Source organism: Micromonospora nigra (assembly GCF_900091585.1).
Lineage (GTDB): Bacteria > Actinomycetota > Actinomycetes > Mycobacteriales > Micromonosporaceae > Micromonospora > Micromonospora nigra.
The window spans coordinates 4,673,157-4,688,955 of record NZ_FMHT01000003.1 but is presented as its reverse complement, the minus strand read 5'-3'; the positions used below and the strand labels follow the sequence as shown (position 1 = coordinate 4,688,955).

14 protein-coding genes and 4 pseudogenes are annotated in these 15,799 nt (G+C 73.1%); 2 read left to right on the top strand and 16 right to left on the bottom strand.

All coding sequences use genetic code 11. The features are described from left to right. Positions 1 to 10: 10 nt before the first annotated feature. From GA0070616_RS29210 to GA0070616_RS20370, 8 genes and pseudogenes are all read right to left on the bottom strand, one after another. Positions 11 to 511, bottom strand: coding sequence for a hypothetical protein (locus GA0070616_RS29210; RefSeq protein WP_281188613.1), 501 nt, complete (start codon positions 509 to 511; stop codon positions 11 to 13). 171 nt (positions 512 to 682) lie between these two features. Beyond that, a pseudogene (locus tag GA0070616_RS29205) lies at positions 683 to 1,255 on the bottom strand (LAGLIDADG endonuclease); the annotation flags it as partial. Positions 1,256 to 1,297: 42 nt separating this feature from the next. After that, positions 1,298 to 2,149, bottom strand: a pseudogene (recA, locus tag GA0070616_RS29200) (recombinase RecA); the annotation flags it as partial. Positions 2,150 to 2,334: 185 nt separating this feature from the next. Next, positions 2,335 to 2,535 carry a DUF3046 domain-containing protein gene (locus GA0070616_RS20390; RefSeq protein ID WP_091085478.1) on the bottom strand — a complete coding sequence of 67 codons (201 nt, stop codon included), beginning with the start codon at positions 2,533 to 2,535 and terminating at the stop codon, positions 2,335 to 2,337. A gap of 100 nt (positions 2,536 to 2,635) precedes the next feature. Beyond that, positions 2,636 to 3,919 (bottom strand): annotated as a pseudogene (locus GA0070616_RS20385) (MFS transporter); the annotation flags it as partial. Positions 3,920 to 3,999: 80 nt separating this feature from the next. Beyond that, positions 4,000 to 5,139, bottom strand: coding sequence for an acyl-CoA dehydrogenase family protein (locus GA0070616_RS20380; protein ID WP_091085471.1), 1,140 nt, complete (start codon positions 5,137 to 5,139; stop codon positions 4,000 to 4,002). Positions 5,140 to 5,301: 162 nt separating this feature from the next. Then, complete coding sequence (locus GA0070616_RS20375) at positions 5,302 to 6,003, bottom strand: UdgX family uracil-DNA binding protein (protein WP_091085467.1); 702 nt, start codon at positions 6,001 to 6,003, stop codon at positions 5,302 to 5,304. Between the two features lie 99 nt (positions 6,004 to 6,102). Continuing rightward, on the bottom strand, positions 6,103 to 7,443 hold the full coding sequence (locus GA0070616_RS20370; protein WP_091085463.1) for an aminotransferase class I/II-fold pyridoxal phosphate-dependent enzyme: 1,341 nt from the start codon (positions 7,441 to 7,443) through the stop codon (positions 6,103 to 6,105). Between the two features lie 34 nt (positions 7,444 to 7,477). On the opposite strand from GA0070616_RS20370, the pseudogene GA0070616_RS20365 reads away from it, so the two are divergent. Together GA0070616_RS20365 and leuE are read left to right on the top strand one after the other, a co-directional pair. After that, a pseudogene (locus GA0070616_RS20365) lies at positions 7,478 to 8,125 on the top strand (pyridoxamine 5'-phosphate oxidase family protein); the annotation flags it as partial. Between the two features lie 127 nt (positions 8,126 to 8,252). Further along, positions 8,253 to 8,921 carry a leucine efflux protein LeuE gene (gene leuE, locus GA0070616_RS20360; RefSeq protein WP_091085456.1) on the top strand — a complete coding sequence of 223 codons (669 nt, stop codon included), beginning with the start codon at positions 8,253 to 8,255 and terminating at the stop codon, positions 8,919 to 8,921. 122 nt (positions 8,922 to 9,043) lie between these two features. Here leuE and GA0070616_RS20355 read toward each other — a convergent pair whose 3' ends face one another. From GA0070616_RS20355 to GA0070616_RS28495, 8 genes are all read right to left on the bottom strand, one after another. Then, complete coding sequence (locus GA0070616_RS20355; protein WP_091085453.1) at positions 9,044 to 9,973, bottom strand: sporulation protein; 930 nt, start codon at positions 9,971 to 9,973, stop codon at positions 9,044 to 9,046. A 12-nt stretch (positions 9,974 to 9,985) separates the two neighbouring features. Next, positions 9,986 to 11,053 (bottom strand): hemolysin family protein, encoded by a 1,068-nt coding sequence (locus GA0070616_RS20350; RefSeq protein WP_091085449.1) that lies wholly within the window; start codon positions 11,051 to 11,053, stop codon positions 9,986 to 9,988. Beyond that, on the bottom strand, positions 11,050 to 12,399 hold the full coding sequence (locus tag GA0070616_RS20345; RefSeq protein WP_091085447.1) for a hemolysin family protein: 1,350 nt from the start codon (positions 12,397 to 12,399) through the stop codon (positions 11,050 to 11,052). Before GA0070616_RS20345 ends, GA0070616_RS20350 begins: the two co-directional genes overlap by 4 nt. Before the next feature lie 163 nt (positions 12,400 to 12,562). Continuing rightward, complete coding sequence (gene mnhG / locus GA0070616_RS20340) at positions 12,563 to 12,895, bottom strand: monovalent cation/H(+) antiporter subunit G (protein ID WP_091085443.1); 333 nt, start codon at positions 12,893 to 12,895, stop codon at positions 12,563 to 12,565. Beyond that, positions 12,895 to 13,158, bottom strand: coding sequence for an MrpF/PhaF family protein (locus GA0070616_RS20335; RefSeq protein ID WP_091085438.1), 264 nt, complete (start codon positions 13,156 to 13,158; stop codon positions 12,895 to 12,897). Before GA0070616_RS20335 ends, mnhG begins: the two co-directional genes overlap by 1 nt. Further along, a complete protein-coding gene (locus GA0070616_RS20330) occupies positions 13,155 to 13,739 on the bottom strand; it encodes a Na+/H+ antiporter subunit E (protein WP_175440286.1) in 585 nt (194 codons plus the stop codon). Before GA0070616_RS20330 ends, GA0070616_RS20335 begins: the two co-directional genes overlap by 4 nt. A gap of 80 nt (positions 13,740 to 13,819) precedes the next feature. Continuing rightward, on the bottom strand, positions 13,820 to 15,331 hold the full coding sequence (locus tag GA0070616_RS20325) for a Na+/H+ antiporter subunit D (RefSeq protein ID WP_091085434.1): 1,512 nt from the start codon (positions 15,329 to 15,331) through the stop codon (positions 13,820 to 13,822). Further along, the gene (locus GA0070616_RS28495; RefSeq protein ID WP_245712842.1) at positions 15,328 to 15,798 is read right to left on the bottom strand and encodes a Na(+)/H(+) antiporter subunit C; all 471 of its coding nucleotides are present in this window, start codon (positions 15,796 to 15,798) and stop codon (positions 15,328 to 15,330) included. Before GA0070616_RS28495 ends, GA0070616_RS20325 begins: the two co-directional genes overlap by 4 nt. Position 15,799: the final 1 nt, after the last annotated feature.

Genomic DNA, 15,799 nt, shown 5'->3' with positions numbered 1-15,799 from the left:
CAGCGGCCGATCAGAAGTCGACCGGCGGCAGCTCCGGGCCACCGGCGGCGTCGCCCGCGCTGACCCCCACGCCGAGCTTCTCCAGGATCTTCTTCTCGATCTCGGCCGCCACGTCCGGGTTCTCCCGGAGGAACTCGCGGGCCTTCTCCTTGCCCTGGCCGAGCTGGTCGCCGTCGTACGTGTACCAGGCGCCGGACTTGCGGATGATCGCCTGCTCGACGCCCACGTCGATCAGCGAACCCTCGCGGGAGATGCCCTTGCCGTACATGATGTCGAACTCGGCCTGCTTGAACGGGGCGGCGACCTTGTTCTTCACGACCTTGACCCGGGTGCGGTTGCCGACCACGTCGGTGCCGTCCTTCAGGCTCTCGATGCGGCGCACGTCGAGCCGGACCGAGGCGTAGAACTTCAGCGCCCGGCCACCGGTGGTGGTCTCTGGGCTGTTGTGCACCATGACGCCGTCGACGAAGTAGTTGTGGTTGCCCTCCACCTCGATGTCGAACCGATTCATCGAGCGGCTCTTCGGCTTGACCCGCACGTCGATGATTCGCGCCGGAACCGGCATCAGCTCCGCCGCGACGAACTGCGGCTCGACGGTGTACCGGCCGCGGAACCGGGGCAGTAGCTTGGCCTCCATCGCCGCAGGCACGTAGGGCGCGACAAGTTCCTGGAAACGCGCCGACGACTCCGTGGTGAAGATGACGGAGGCCGTCTGCCGGGCCCCCCGGGACACCAGCTTCACATCCATGCCGTACGCGTCGCGCAGGTGCTCCACCAGTCGGTCCCGGCTGCCCTCGGCCATCGCCTCGACACAGATCTCGATCCGACCGGAACCGCCGGCCGTGCGCTCCTGCACACCCTTGGAGCGGACCGTGAAGCATCCGTCGTCCATGTACCACACCGCCAGGGCCAGCGGAGTCAACGCCTTGAGGTAATCCCAGCTGAGGTGCTTCTTGCCGTCACCCAGATACACCGCGCGGCGCAGCTCGTCCAGTTCCGGCAGCGGCGTGAAGTCGACGAACGCCGCACCCCGCGCGTCCGTACGACGAGAGTGGTCGATGTTGCCGAGCAGCGAAACCTTCCAGTCGAGGTAGTCGACCTGCTGGGCACCGTGGCCGAGACGGAAGCGGACACCGCCACGGTCGCGCCGGTTGGGCGACAGGGCACCGTCGCCCAGAAGCGAGCCGAGCACCACCTGCCACTGCTGGTCGCTGAGCCGGCGTGGCTCGGTGAGCATCACCCGGTCACCGGCAATCAGTTCGCCCGCTTCCCGCCACCCGCCCGGGGTGCGGACCAGGTGGTTCGGGGTGGCCGCGAACTGCGCCCGGCCGTTGCCCCCCGACTTCGCCACGGTGAACTGGAGGAACTGCTCGGCCGGACCGTTGTTGAACCAGTTGACGATCCGCTTCGGCTCGACCCGGTCGGTCACGGGGTCGTACGAGAGAACCTCGACGTCCATCCGCTGGTTGACGATCTTGCCGATCTTCTCCTGCGTGCCGTCGGCCAGAGTGACCCGGGTCGAGTACGACATGCATCCGAACATCACGCCGATCTTCTCGCGGAGCTGGTTGATGAAGATCGCGGTGGTGCCGGTGTTGTTGAGCACGCCGGTGATCTTGCGCAGCGCCTGGCTCATCAGCCGGGCCTGGAGGCCGACGTGGCTGTCGCCCATCTCGCCCTCGATCTCGGCGCGCGGCACCAGGGCCGCCACCGAGTCGATCACGATGATGTCGATCGCGCCGGAGCGGACCAGCATGTCGGTGATCTCCAGCGCCTGCTCGCCGGTGTCCGGCTGGGAGACCAGCAGGGCGTCGGTGTCGACGCCGAGGGCCTTCGCGTATTCCGGGTCGAGCGCGTGCTCGGCGTCGACGAAGGCCGCGATGCCGCCGGCCCGCTGGGCGTTGGCCACCGCGTGCAGGGCGACCGTGGTCTTACCGCTGGACTCCGGGCCGTAGATCTCGACGACCCGGCCGCGTGGCAGGCCGCCCACGCCGAGCGCCACGTCGAGCGCGATGGAACCGGTCGGGATGACGGAGGTCTGGACGACGGGCCGCTCACCCAGGCGCATCACCGAACCCTTGCCGAACTGCTTGTCGATCTGAGCGAGAGCAAGGTCGAGTGCCTTCTCCCGATCGGGCCCTGCGGCCATGTTTGCCACCCCTGCCTTCGCCGGCGTCTTTCCTGAGCTTCGCGTCACGCGGGACACGCTAGGCGCTGGGTCCGACAGAACACCAGCCGACCGGCCGTGAGCTGTGGACGAGCACCCCGCTGTGGACAATAGCCGAACAGGTGTACGAGTCGGCAAGTGACACACGGAAGTGACGAATCGGCTGCTCAGCGTAGTCGGGAGGGCACCCGGTCGGGGTACGCGGCGACCACCGCACGCCACACCACGTTCGTCCGCTCACCGGCGGCGAGCGCCTGCTCGATGGTCCGCCCACCCAGTTGGGACAGCACCTGGTCGCGGGCGATGCTGGCCGCGTAGCCGGGACCGAACGCCTCCTCCAGCCGCCCCCAGAAGTCGGTCAGCCGCACGTGATCAGCCCTCCTCGTCCGCCGCGCCGCGCGGCACCCGACCGCCGGCAGCCGCCGGTGGCACCGGACCGCCGGTGACCCCGGACGGCACCTGACCGCCGGGGATCCCCGGAGACGCCGTCCGCAACGCTAGCGCCACCAGGGGCACCACCGCGATCGCCGCCAGCAGGGTGAGCGCCGGATAGCCGGCGGCTCGCATGACGAACCCGCTGGCCGCCGCCGCCACGGCCCCGGCCAGGCCCATCGTCAGGTCGGACAACCCCTGCACCCGTGGCCGGCCCGCCGCCGGCACGGACTCCGACAACAGCGTCGACCCGGCCACCATCGTGCCGGACCAGCCCAGCCCGAGCAGAACCAGGCCGACCGAGAGCAGCGGCGTGTCGTGTCCGGCGGTGCCGGCGACCGCGCAGGCCGCCAACAGCAACGCGACGCCGCCGAGGATCACCGCCCGCCGGCCCAACCGGTCGGTGAGCCAGCCCACCACCGGCGCGAGGGCGTACATGCCGGCGATGTGCAGACTCAGCACCACACCGACCACCCGCAGCACGTCGGCGTCGCCGTGCGACTCGCCGAGGCGTACCGGGGTCATCGACATGACGGCGACCATCACGGCGTGGCCGACCGCGACGGCGGCGATGCCGAGCCGGGCCGCCGGACGCTCCCGGACCACCCGCCAGGCCGCCCGCATCCCCGGCCCGCGCCCACCGGTGCGCGCCGGTGGGGCCACGGGGGCGTCGGCCGCCGCGAGCCGGCGCGCGGTCAGCAGCGGGTCGGGCCGCAGCAGGGCCAGCAGTACGCCGGCGGCCAGCACGAACGCGGCCGCGCTGAACGCGAACGGCCCGGACAGCGCGGGCAGCCCCCAGCCGCTGGTGGTGCGGTCGGCGAGCGCGGCGAAGTTCGGTGCCGCCACCGCGCCGATGGTGGTGGCCCAGACGATCAGGGAGAGCTGCCGACCCCGCCGGGTCGGCTCGGCGAGGTCGACCGCCGCGTAGCGGGCCTGGAGGTTGGCGGCGCTGCCGCCGCCGAACAGGAGCATGCCGAGGAACAGCAGGGGCACCGAGCCGGTGACCGTGGCGAGCACCACCAGCACCGCACCGGCCGCCCCGGCCAGGTACGCCACGACCAGTCCGGGCCGGCGACCGTGCGCGTCGATGATCCGGGTGACCGGTACGGCGAGCAGGGCGCCACCGACCACGGCGGCGCTCTGCGCCAGGCCGGCGACGGCGGTGCCGGCGACCCGGGCGGCGAGCAGCGCCCCCACGGAGATGCCGATGGTGACACCGATGCCGCCGATGATCTGGGTGCCGAACAGCAGCCGCAGGGTGCGCCGCTGGATCGGTGCCGCGTCGAGCGCGGCGACCGGTGTGGTGAGGTCGGTGGCCATCGGCGACTCCCGGGCACGGTAAGGGGCGGTACGCCGTCCCATCCTTGCGCATCGGCCGGGCCGGCCGGCAGCGGGTTTCGCTACAGGTCGAGCCCGCGGCCGATGATCTCCTTCATGATCTCGGTGGTGCCGCCGTAGATGGTCTGCACCCGGCCGTCCAGCCAGTACTTCGCCACCGGGTACTCCAGCATGAAGCCGTAGCCGCCGTGCAGCTGCACGCAGCGGTCGGCGACCCGGTTCTGCAACTCGGTGGTCCACCACTTGGCCTTGGCCGCGTCGGTGACGGACAGCCGGCCCGCGCCGAACTCCGCGACGCAGTGGTTGACGAAGGTCCGCGCGATGGTCACCTCGGTGTCCATCTCGGCCAGCAGGAACCGGTTGTGCTGGAACCTGCCGATCGGCCGGCCGAACGCCTCCCGCGAGCGGGCGTGGTCGAGGGTGATCGCGAGCAGTTTCTCCGCCGCCGCGACGGCGGAGACCGCGATGCTCAGCCGCTCCCTGGGCAGGTTGGCCATCAGGTGGTAGAAGCCGTGGTTCTCGGTGCCGACCAGGTTCTCCGCCGGCACCCGGCAGTCGTCGAAGAACAGTTCGGCGGTGTCGTTGGCCTTCAGGCCGACCTTGGCCAACCGTCGGCCCCGGGTGAAGCCGGGGGTGCCGGCCTCCACCGCGATCAGACTCACCCCGTGCGCGCCCTGGTCGGCCGTGCGGGCCACCACCAGCACCAGGTCGGCCATCTCGCCGTTGGTGATGAACGTCTTCTGCCCGTTGAGCACGAGGGTGTCGCCGTCGCGGACGGCGGTGGTGCGTACCCCGGCCAGGTCGGAACCGGCGCCGGGCTCGCTCATCGCGATGGCGGTGACCAGGTCGCCGGAGCAGAAGCCGGGCAGCCACCGCTTGCGCTGCTCGTCGGTGGTCAGTTCGGTGAGGTACGGGGCCACCACGTCGTTGTGCAGGCCGAAGCCCAGCCCCGAGCAGCCCGCGGCGACGATCTCCTCGACCAGCACCGCGTTGAACCGGAAGTCCCGCTGCCCGCCGCCGCCGTACTCCGGGTCGACGTCCATGCCCAGCAGCCCGGCCGCGCCGGCCTTGCGCCACACCTCACGGTCGACGATGCCGTCGGCTTCCCAGCGGTCGTGGTGCGGCACCGCCTCGCGGGCCAGGAACGCCCGGCACAGGTCGCGGAACTCGTCGTGGTCACGCTCGTAGAGGTGCTGCTCCATGGCGGCAAGTGTGGCACCGCTCACGCACCCTGCCCAGGCCCTGTCGGGCCCCCTGCCCAGGGCCGGAGGGCGCCGGCCCGGGATCTACTCGTCCGGGCCGCTCGCGGCCGGACGGCCGGTCGGCCGCGAGGAGGGCGACCTCAGGTGGTGAGGGCGGCGACCTCAGGTGGTGAGGGCGCGGGCGGCGACGGTCAGGTCGGCGACCAGGCCCTGGTACGCCACCTCCTGGTTGTCCGCCCGCAGCACGGCGGACGGGTGGATGGTGGCCAGCAACCGGGCCGGTGGGGCGTCGGCGGTCCGTCCGGCGCTGTCCACCGGCACCTGCCGGAAGTCGTCCGGGCGCTGGGCGGCGTCCGGCCAGGGCAGCAACTCCCCGCGCTGGCGGGTGACCCGGAAGCCCGGGCCGAGCAGCGCCTTCGCGGCGGTGGCGCCGAGCACCACCACGATCTGCGGGTTCAGGTGGGCGAACTCGGCCACCAGCCAGGGCCGGCAGGCCGTGACGTGCACCTGGTCCGGGGTCTGGTGGATGCGCCGCCTGCCGCGCAGCTCGAAGCGGAAGTGCTTGACCGCGTTGGTGAGGTAGATGTGGGCGGGGTCCAGGCCCACGTCGTCGACCGCCCGGCGCAGCAGCCTGCCGGCGGGGCCGACGAAGGGCAGCCCCTTCTGGTCCTCCAGGTCACCGGGCTGCTCGCCGACGAAGACCAGCCGGGCGGTGGCGTCGCCCCGGCCGAAGACCGTCTGGGAGGCCGCCCGGTGCAGCTCGCAGCCCCGGCACCCGGTGGCGGCGGCGCGTAGCGCGGCGAGACTGGCGGCCCCCGGCGGGATGAAGTTCTGCGCGCCGGGCGCGGTGTCGGTTTCGGACATGACGACTGTTCTACCCGATCCGTCCCGCCGGGGCCGAGGCGGTCGTCCGGCAGCGAAGCCGGCCCCTGCGCGAGGGTGCCGGACGGCCGACCGTCCGGCTCAGGCGGTGAAGCCGCCGTCCGGCGCGGGGTGGATCGCGCGGGCCACCGCGTCGGCGAGGGCCGGGATCTCGGCGTCGTCGAGCGGACCGACCGAGACGCGCAGGCCCGGCCCGGCGGCGATGCGGAAGAGCGCGCCGGGCGCGACGGACCAGCCGGCGTCGCGTAGCGCCGTCAGCGCGCTGGTCTCGTCGGCCACGGGCACCCAGACGTTGATTCCGGTGCGGCCGTGGGCGGCCACCCCCCGGTCGGCGAGGGCCGCGACGAGCGCCCCGCGACGCCGTTCGTAGCTGTCGGCCGCGCGGGCGACGAGCGCGGTCGCGGCGGGGTCGCGCCACAGGGTCAGGACGAGGCGTTGCAGGACGGTGGAGACCCAGCCCGCGCCGACCCGGACCCGGCCGGCCACCCGGGCCACCGTGGTCTCGTCGCCCGCGAGGACGGCCAGGCGCAGGTCGGGGCCGAAAGGTTTGCTCACCGAACGCAGGAAGGCCCAGTTGCGGGTCGCGCCGGCCAGCGGGTGCAGCGGTACGCGGGCCAGTTCCGCGGCGTGGTCGTCCTCGATCAGCAGCAGGTCGGACCGGTCGGCGAGCAGGTGGCGCAGCGCGGCGCAGCGGCCGGCCGACAGTGCCGCGCCGGTGGGGTTCTGGGCCCGGCTGGTGACGATCAGTGCCCGCGCCCCGGCGGCGAGGGCTGCGGCGATCCCGGCGACGAGCGGCCCGTCGTCGTCGACGGGTACGCCGATGGGGCGCAGCCCGAGCGCGGCGACGAGGTCGAGCTGGTTGGCCCAGCCCGGGTCCTCCACGGCGACCGCGTCGCCGAAGCGCAGGTGGGCGCCGAGCAGCCGCTCGATGCCGTCGAGCGCGCCGCCGGTGAGGGTCAGTTCGTCGGCGGGCACCCCGTCGGCGGCGAGCCGGGCGCGGGCGGCCTCGGCCACTTCGGGCAGCACCCCGGCGGTGGCGTACCCGATCGGGTGGCCGGCCTCGGCGGCGAGTCGGGCCAGGTGCGGGCCGAGCGGGGGCAGCAGCCGGGTGTCGGGTTCCCCCTGGGACAGTTCGCGCAGGCCGGGGGCGGCTGGTGGGCGCATGGCCGCGCGGCGGGCGGCGACGGGGGGCCGGGGTCGGACCCGGGTGCCGTGCCGGCCGGCGGTGACGATGAGCCCCCGTTGGCGCAGCTCGGCGTAGGCGCGGGAGACGGTGGCGGGGCTGACGGCCAGGTCGGCGGCGAGGGCCCGGACCGGCGGGAGGAGGTCGCCGGGGGCGAGGGCGGCGCGGCGGATGCCCGACTCGATGCTGGCCGAAATCTCGACTGCCGTCGCACCGGTCACCTGATAGCGTTCTGACACAAACACAAGATTGTACTATAACTAAGGCGGGAGCATGTACGCGCAGACCGACCGCACCACCGCCAGCCGGTCCCGAGACCGGATGAGCTACGACCGGGCCGCCGTCCACGCCGTGCTCGACGAGGCCTACCACTGCACCCTCGGGTTCACCGTCGACGGCGAGCCGCGCATGCTGCCCACCCTGCACGTGCGCGTCGGTGACACCCTCTACCTGCACGGCTCCACCGGCAGCCGGCCACTGCTCGCCGCCCGGGGCGGCGGTCTGCCGGCCTGCGTCGCGGTCACCCTGCTCGACGGGCTGGTCTACGGCCGCTCCCAGTTCCACCACAGCGCCAACTACCGTTCGGTCGTCGCCCACGGCACCGCCCACCTGGTCACCGACCCGGTCGAGAAGACCGAGGCGTTGACCGCGCTGGTGGAGAAGGTCGGCGTGGGACGCGCCGCCGACAGCCGCCCCCCGAACCGCCGGGAACTGGCCGAGACGGCCGTGCTGGCCCTGCCGCTGCGCGAGGTGTCGCTACGCGTCCGGAGCGGCGGCGTCCGCGACGAGCCCGACGACTACGCGCTGCCGCACTGGGCGGGGGTGGTGCCGCTGCGCCTCACCGCCGGGCTGCCCGAGCCGGACGAGGGCGTCACCGCGCCCGTGCCGGCGTACCTGCGGCCGACGCCGGGCCCCCGGCACGGATGCTGCGGAGGCCCCGACTGCGCCCCGACGGCACCCGGCGGGACACCGTGCCGCACGCGCTGACCCTCGACCAGTGGCCGGAAGCACAGGTCGGTCGGCTTCGCAGGACGGCACAGGTGGCCCGATGATGACGGGCGTGCTGGGCATCACCGACATCTGGACGTACGTGCTGGGCACCGTGGCGATCATCCTGCTGCCCGGGCCCAACTCGCTGTTCGTGCTCTCCACCGCCGCCCGTCGGGGCGTGGCGACCGGCTACCGGGCCGCTGGCGGGGTGTTCGTCGGCGACGGGGTGCTGATGGTGCTCTCCGCCGCCGGGGTGGCGTCGCTGCTCAAGGCGTACCCACCGCTGTTCCTCGTGATCAGGTACGCGGGTGCCGCGTACCTGGGCTACGTGGGGGTGACCATGCTGCGTGGGGCGTGGCGGCGCTGGCGCGACCGCAACGACCCGGCCACGCCGCGGCTGATCGACGCCGCGGAGCCGGCGGCCATGCGCAGCCCGTTCCGTAAGGCGCTGGTGATCAGCCTGCTCAACCCGAAGGCGATCCTGTTCTTCGTGTCGTTCTTCATCCAGTTCGTCGACCCCGGGTACGCCTGGCCGACACTGTCGTTTCTGCTGCTCGGGCTGATCGCCCAGCTCACCAGCGTGCTCTACCTGACCGCGTTGATCTTCGCCGGGACGTTCCTGGCGGCCCAGTTCCGGGCTCGCCGCCGCCTCGCCGCCGGCGCCACCACGACGATCGGCGCGCTCTTCCTCGCCTTCAGCGTCAAACTCGCCACCGCCTCCGCCTGACCCGTTCCGCCCCACGCCCCGCCCCGACCGGGCCGGGCCGGGCCGGGCCGGGCCGGCCTCCGCCTGCCCCACCCACTGCCCCACCGGGGGTGGGCCGGTCCCACTGCCCCACCGGGGCCGGGTCAGGTGCCGTCGCCGCCGGAGCCGCCGCCACCGACGCCCGCGCCGCCGGCCGTGCCGCCCAGGCCGAAGCCGGGCGGGACCGGCCGGTCGGGTGGGCGGCTCACATGGGCGGACTCGCTGATGGTGGCCGACCAGTCCGCGTGGGCCGCCGCCGCGGCGTGCCGGTTGATCGTGTGGCGCAGCCAGCCGTCGACCGTCGACACCCAGTCCCGCTGGTCGGCGTCGACGTGCCAGACCCGGAACCGGCTGATGCTGGTGTGGGTGATGCCAGCCAGTGACAGTCGCCGGTCACACCAGAGGATCACCTCCAGCTCGGCGGAGTTCGCCACGAAGATCACCTCCAGTTCGGTGATCGGGCCGGCGTACAGCGGTGCCACCCAGAAACCCAGCCGCTGGTGCACCGGCAACGTCTGCTCCACCCCCGGCAGCCGCGCGGCCACCAGTCCGGCCTGGCGCATGGTGAAACCCAGTTCGTCGAGCGCCGACAGCACGTGCCGCTGGGTGGGCAGCGGATGCACGAACAACGGCACCATGGCTCCCTGGTCGAGCAGCGGCGCGACCGCCACCTCCGTACGCAGCGCCGTCTCCAGGCTCAGGAGCGGAACCCCGCCGAACGTGGTCACCGGGGTCTCCCACGGCAGCGGGAACGCGAACGGGATCGACCGGGTCCGCCCCGCCCGCAACACGAACCCCTCGGCCACCTGCGCGCTGTGGTACTGCATGAGGCGACGGGGAGCCTCCGGATCGTCCGGCTCGGCCTGAGCCACCAGGCCGAGCCGGACGTGGTGGACCGAGACGTCGCCCGCGTCGGCGGTGACCGTCACCCGCCCGGGCAGGCTCAGGCCCGGACGGGTGCTCGGGTTGGCCAGAGCGGTCTGCACCGTCAGGCCCGTTCCGCCCGACTCCGGCGACACCCCCGTCAGCCGCACCGCGTGGCCGCCCTACCGCAGCCGGCGCGCGGCGCGCGGAATCGGGTCGGTCTCGTCGTCGAACTCGCCGATGACCTCCTCCAACAGGTCTTCCAGCGCGACGAAACCGACGGGCCGGGCCGGGCCACCGCCGTTGCGTACCAGCGCGAGCTGCGACTGGCGGGCCCGCATCGCCGCCACCGCCTCGGGAACCGTGGCGGAGGCGGGCAGGGTGAACGCGTCGTTCATCAGGTCCGCGGCGGTGGCGTCCGGCCGGGAGGCGGTGGCGCGCACCGCCTCCCGTACGTGGACCAGACCGCACACGTCACCGACGGCGTCCAGCACCGCCAGGCGGGACCGGCCGCTGTCGCGACTGACCCGCTCGATGCGGTCGACCCCGTCGTCACAGCCGACGGTGACCATCCGGTCGAACGGCTCCATCACCTGTGACACGGTGGTGCCCTGCAACTCCAGCATGCTGGTGAGCAGTTCGTGCTGGGCGGCGCCGAGCAGCCCGTGCTCGCGGGACTGTTCGAGCAGCATCCGCAGCTCGTCCGGGCCGTGCACCTGGGCCAACTGGTCCTGCGGGTTGACCTTCACCAGCCGCAGCATGGCGTTGGCCACGGCGTTGAGCGCCGACAGCACCGGCCGGGCCACCCAGGCGAACGCCCGGAACGGCAGGCCGAGCAGCAGCGCCGAACGCTCCGGGTCGGTGATCGCCCACGACTTCGGAGCCATCTCGCCGACCACCAGATGCAGGAAGGTCACCAGGCTCAGCGCGAAGACCAGCGCGATGACGTGGCTGGCCGTCTCCGGCAGACCCACCGCGTGCAGCAGCGGGCTGAGCAGGTGTTCGATCGCCGGCTCGGCGAGCGCGCCGAGGCCCAGCGTGCACAGGGTGATGCCGAGTTGCGCGCCGGCCAGCATCAGGGACAGCTCACGGACGCCGTCCAGCGCCGCCCTCGCCGCCCGGCCGCCGGTGGCGGCCAGCTGTTCCAGCCGGTACCGCTTGCTCGCGACGAGCGCGAACTCGGCGGCGACGAAGAAGCCGTTGAGGGCGAGCAGGACCACGGAGATGGCCAGGGCCAGGCCGGCGCTCACGCGCCCACCTCCCGGCCGCCGGTGACCTGGAGGCGTACGGAGTCGGCGACGTGCCGGTCCACCGCGAGCACCTCGACCAGAGCCCGGGGTTCCGTCCCGCCGTCCTCGCCGTCGGCCGGCAGGCTGATCTCCAACCGGTCGCCGACCTCGGGCACCCGACCCAGTTCCCGCATGACCAGCCCGGACAGGGTGTCGTACTCGGGCCCCTCGGGCAGCGAGATGCCGGTGCTGTCGGCCACCTCGTCGATCCGCCAGCGGGCGGGCACCACCCAGGAACCGTCGTCCTGGCGGGCGGGGGCCCGCTCCGGCGGGTCGTCCTCGTCCCGGATCGGGCCGACCAGTTCCTCGGCGATGTCCTCCAGGGTGATCACCCCGGCGAAGCCGCCGTACTCGTCGACGACGCAGGCGAGCTGCCGGTGCCCGGAGCGCAGCCGGTCCAGCACCGTCGGCAGCGGCAGCGTCTCCGGCACCAGCAGCGGCGGTACGGCGACGGTGCTCGTCGGGGTGGTGGCGCGCCGCTCCGGCGGTACCCGGAGCACGTCGGCGATGCCCACCACGCCGACGACGTCGTCGACGCCCTCGGCACCCCGGACGGGGAACCGGGACCGGCCGGTGTCGAGCAGCTCGACGACCCGACTGACCGGCTCGTGGGCCCGGACGGTGTGCACGTCGACCCGGGGCACCATGGCCTCACCGGCGGTGAGCTGACGGAAGTCCAGACCCCGGTCGAGCAGCGCGGACATCTCGGCGGAGAGGTGCCCCTCCTGCCGGGACTCGGCGATGATCTGTTCGAGATCCTCCGGGGTGGCGCCGCTGGGCAGTTCCTCGATGGGTTCGATGCCGAGCCGGCGCAGCAGCCGGACGGCGGCCTTGTCGAACAGCGTGATGAGCGGCCCGGCGACCTTCAGGTAGATGAGGGTGGACCGGCTGAGCCACCGGGCCAGCGGCTCGGGGCGGGCGATGGCCAGGTTCTTCGGGGCCAGCTCGCCGAGCACCATCTGCACCACGGTGGCGATGACCAGGGCGAGCGCGACGGCCACCGGAAGGCTGACCCGCGCGGACACCCCGGCGAGGCCGAACAGGTCCGCCAGGCCGGCGCCCAGGTAGGGCTGGGCCACGTAGCCGACCAGCAGGGCGGTCACGGTGATCCCCAGCTGCGCGCCGGAGAGCATGAAGGAGAGCCGGCCGGTGACCTCCAGGGCCCGGACGGACGGTTGGTCGCCGGAGTCGGCGAGGTGCTTGAGCTTGCCCCGGTCGACGGCGACGTAGCTGAACTCCTGCGCCACGAAGTAACCCGTCGCGGCGGTGAGGACGATGATGAGTACGAGACCGATCGCGATCAGCACGGGAGGTTCAGGGCTCCCGGGGCGGTCGGGTCGTGGGGATGCCGGGGCTGACCCGGCTGGCTACTGCTGCCCTCCGGGGCAGAAGAGTCGATCATGCGGTCATTCTACCGGCGGTCCCGGTGGGTCGCCGGGAGTGAGCCGAAGGTCATCCCCGGAGCACCTCTCACCGATCGGCGTACTCGTCCACGTCGAGCAGGCTCCGGTCGACCCGCCCCGACCGGTACGCCGCCCGGCCGATCATCTGCGCCGCCACCGGCGCGGTGACCAGCTGGAACACCCCGACGAGGACCACCATGCCGAGGTCACCCGGCGTCCGCAGGCGCAGCGCCACCCCGACCAGGATGAGCAGCAGCCCCAGCACCTGTGGCTTCGTGGCCGCGTGCATCCGGCTCAGGGCGTCCGGGAAGCGCAGCACGCCGATCCCGGCGGCCAGGCTCAACCCCGCGCCCGCGACCAGGCAGGCCGCCCCCACCAAGTCCAGCACCGCGCCCGGCATCAGGACTCCTCCCGCACGGCGAAGCGGACCAGCGCCACCGAGCCGACGAAGCCCAGCAGCGAGAGCACCACCAGCACCGGCAGGGTGGTGGCGTGCCGGTTGACCGCGGCCTCGGCACCCACCGCGCCGACCATGGTGGCCAGCAGCATGTCGGCGGCGACCACCCGGTCCAGCAGGGACGGCCCCCGGTAGAGGCGGATCAGCGCGAGCAACGCGGTCACCGACAGCAGCGCGGCGATCACGACGGCGAGGACGGCGGTCACGGTTCGGTACCCCTCTCGACGGGTTCGGTGCGGACCCGGCGCAGCTCGGCGTCGGAGCCGACCGCGCGGACGATGCGCTCCTCCACGCCGTGGATCCGTTCCCGGCAGGCGGCCAGGTCCGCCGGGCCGCGTACGTCGAGGACGTGGACGTAGAGGATCCCGGCGTCCCGGTCCACCTCGACGATGAGGGTGCCCGGGACCAGGGAGAGCACCTCGGCGGTGAGGGTGAGGTTCAGGTCGGTGCGCACCCGCAGCGGCACCGCGATGATCGCCGACCGGGGGCGGTACCCGGGTTGCACGGCGATGCGGGCCACGTGGGCGCTGGCACTGACCAGTTCGACGGCGAACCGGACGCAGAACACCAGCAGCGCGCGGGGGCGCAGCCGCCCGGCGAAGGTGACCGGCGGCAGCGGGAAGAACACCAGCACCGCCCCGGCGACCAGCAGCCCGCCGAGCAGGTTCCCCCAGGTGAACTCGCCCCATAACAGGTTCCAGACGAGCACCAGCCAGCCGACCGCGATGGCCTGGTCGCGCCACCGGATGCCGGTCGGGCCGGTCCGCTCCGGGTCCGTCCCCGCCACCCGGCCGGACTGGTCGCGGCCCGTCGTCCCCGGACCGTCGCCGCCGGTGGCCGGCCCCGGCGGCACCCCGTCGTCCGCGCTCACCCCGGCTCCCCGGGCAGGACGGCGCGCACGTACGGCCCGCGCTCGCGCAGGTCCGACGCGGCGGCGGCGGTGATGTCGAACAGCGGGCCCGCGGCGACGGTCAGAGCCAGGCCGAGCACCACCAGCGCCACGGTGGCGCCGACCATCAGGGCGGGCAGGCGCACCACCGGTTCCGCCGTGGCCAGGCGGGGCGCCCGCCAGAAGGCGATGTTCCACACCCGGGTCGCCACGTAGAGGGTGAGCAGGCTGGTCACCGTTCCCGCCGCGACGAGGGCGCCGGGCAGCGGCCCGCCGGCCACCACCCCGGCCTGGAGCAGGCCCAGCTTGCCGAGGAAGCCCGAGAACGGCGGGATTCCGGCGAGGTTCATCGCCGGTACGAAGAACAGGATCCCGAGCAGCGGGGCGATCCGGGCCAGCCCGCCCAGGCGGCGCAGGTCGGTGCTGCCCGCTCGCTGCTCGACCAGCCCGGCGACCAGGAACAGCGTGGTCTGGATGGTGATGTGGTGCACCACGTAGAAGATCGCCCCGGACAGCCCCGCGACGGTGCTCAGCGCCACTCCGAAGATCATGTAGCCGATGTGGCTGACCAGGGTGAACGACAACAGCCGCTTCATGTCGGACTGGGCCACCGCGCCGAGGATGCCGATCACCATGGTCAACCCGGCCACCACCATCAACAGCCCGTTCACCTGCCCGTCCGGGAAGAGCAGGGTCTGGGTACGGATGATCGCGTACACGCCGACCTTGGTGAGCAGGCCCGCGAAGACCGCCGTGACGGGGGCCGGAGCCGTCGGGTAGCTGTCCGGCAGCCACGCCGACAGGGGGAAGACCGCCGCCTTGATCGCGAAGGCCAGCAGCAGCACCAGTTGCAGGCTCAGCCGTACGCCGCCGGGCAGGGCGTCGAGCCGCTGCGCGAGCTGCGCCAGGTTCAGGGTGCCGGTCGCCGCGTACACCAGACCCACCGCCGTCAGGAAGACCAGCGAGGACAGGATGTTGACCACCACGTACGTCGAGCCGGTGCGGATCCGCGCCGCGGTGCCGCCCAGGGTGATCAGCACGAAGCTCGCGCCGAGCAGGATCTCGAAGCTGACGAAGAGGTTGAACAGGTCACCGGCCAGGAAGGCGTTCGTCACCCCGGCGGTCAGCACCAGGTACGTGGGGTGGTAGATGGTCACCGGCGCGCTCTCGCCCGTCTCGCCCTGGCCCTGGCCGATGGAGTACAGCAGCACGCACAGTGTCACCGCCGAGGACACCACCAGCATCAGGGCGGCCAACTGGTCGGCGACCAGCACGATGCCGACCGGCGCGGGCCACCCACCCACCTGCACCACCACCGGGCCGTACCGGTACGCCTGCACCAGCAGCACCACCGCCACCGCCAGGGTTCCGGCGAGACAGGTCATGCTGACGGTGCGTTGCAGCCACGGCCGGTTGGCCAGCAGCAGCGTCAGCGCCGCACCCAGCAGGGGCACCACCACGGGCAGCGGAACCAGGGACGCGACGCTCATCCGGGGCCCTCCCGGCGGGGCCGGCGGGTCAGCGGCGGGTCGACCTGCTCCGGGTCACCGTTCGGCCCCTCGCCACCCACGTCGGCGGTTCTCACCTCGTTGCGCTCCGCCAGCCGCACGATCTGCCGGTCCTCGAGGTCGTCCGGCACGTCGTCGTCCCCGGTGAGGTACCAGCTGCGGTAGCTGATGGCGAGCAGGAAGGCGGTGAACCCGAAGGTGATCACGATGGCGGTGAGCACCATCGCCTGCGGCAGGGCGTCACTGGTGTCGGCGGGGTCGTTGACGCCGACGACCGGAGCCTGCCCCGACCGGCCTCCGAGCAGGATGAGCAGGTTGACACCGTTGCCGAGCAGGATGATGCCGAGCAGGATCCGGCTCAGGCTGCGTTCCAGCAGCAACACCACGCCGCAGGCCACCAGCACGCCCACGGCCACGACGAGCACCAGGTTCGGCCCGACCCCCCTCACG

What these genes read in the sequence shown, in the direction of transcription:
- GA0070616_RS29210 (WP_281188613.1), bottom strand. Translation starts at nt 511, where the DNA reads ATGAATCGGTTCGACATCGAGGTGGAGGGCAACCACAACTACTTCGTC.
- GA0070616_RS20380 (WP_091085471.1), bottom strand. Translation starts at nt 5,139, where the DNA reads ATGGAGCAGCACCTCTACGAGCGTGACCACGACGAGTTCCGCGACCTG.
- GA0070616_RS20375 (WP_091085467.1), bottom strand. Translation starts at nt 6,003, where the DNA reads ATGTCCGAAACCGACACCGCGCCCGGCGCGCAGAACTTCATCCCGCCG.
- leuE (WP_091085456.1), top strand. Translation starts at nt 8,253, where the DNA reads ATGATGACGGGCGTGCTGGGCATCACCGACATCTGGACGTACGTGCTG.
- mnhG (WP_091085443.1), bottom strand. Translation starts at nt 12,895, where the DNA reads ATGCCGGGCGCGGTGCTGGACTTGGTGGGGGCGGCCTGCCTGGTCGCG.
- GA0070616_RS20325 (WP_091085434.1), bottom strand. Translation starts at nt 15,331, where the DNA reads ATGAGCGTCGCGTCCCTGGTTCCGCTGCCCGTGGTGGTGCCCCTGCTG.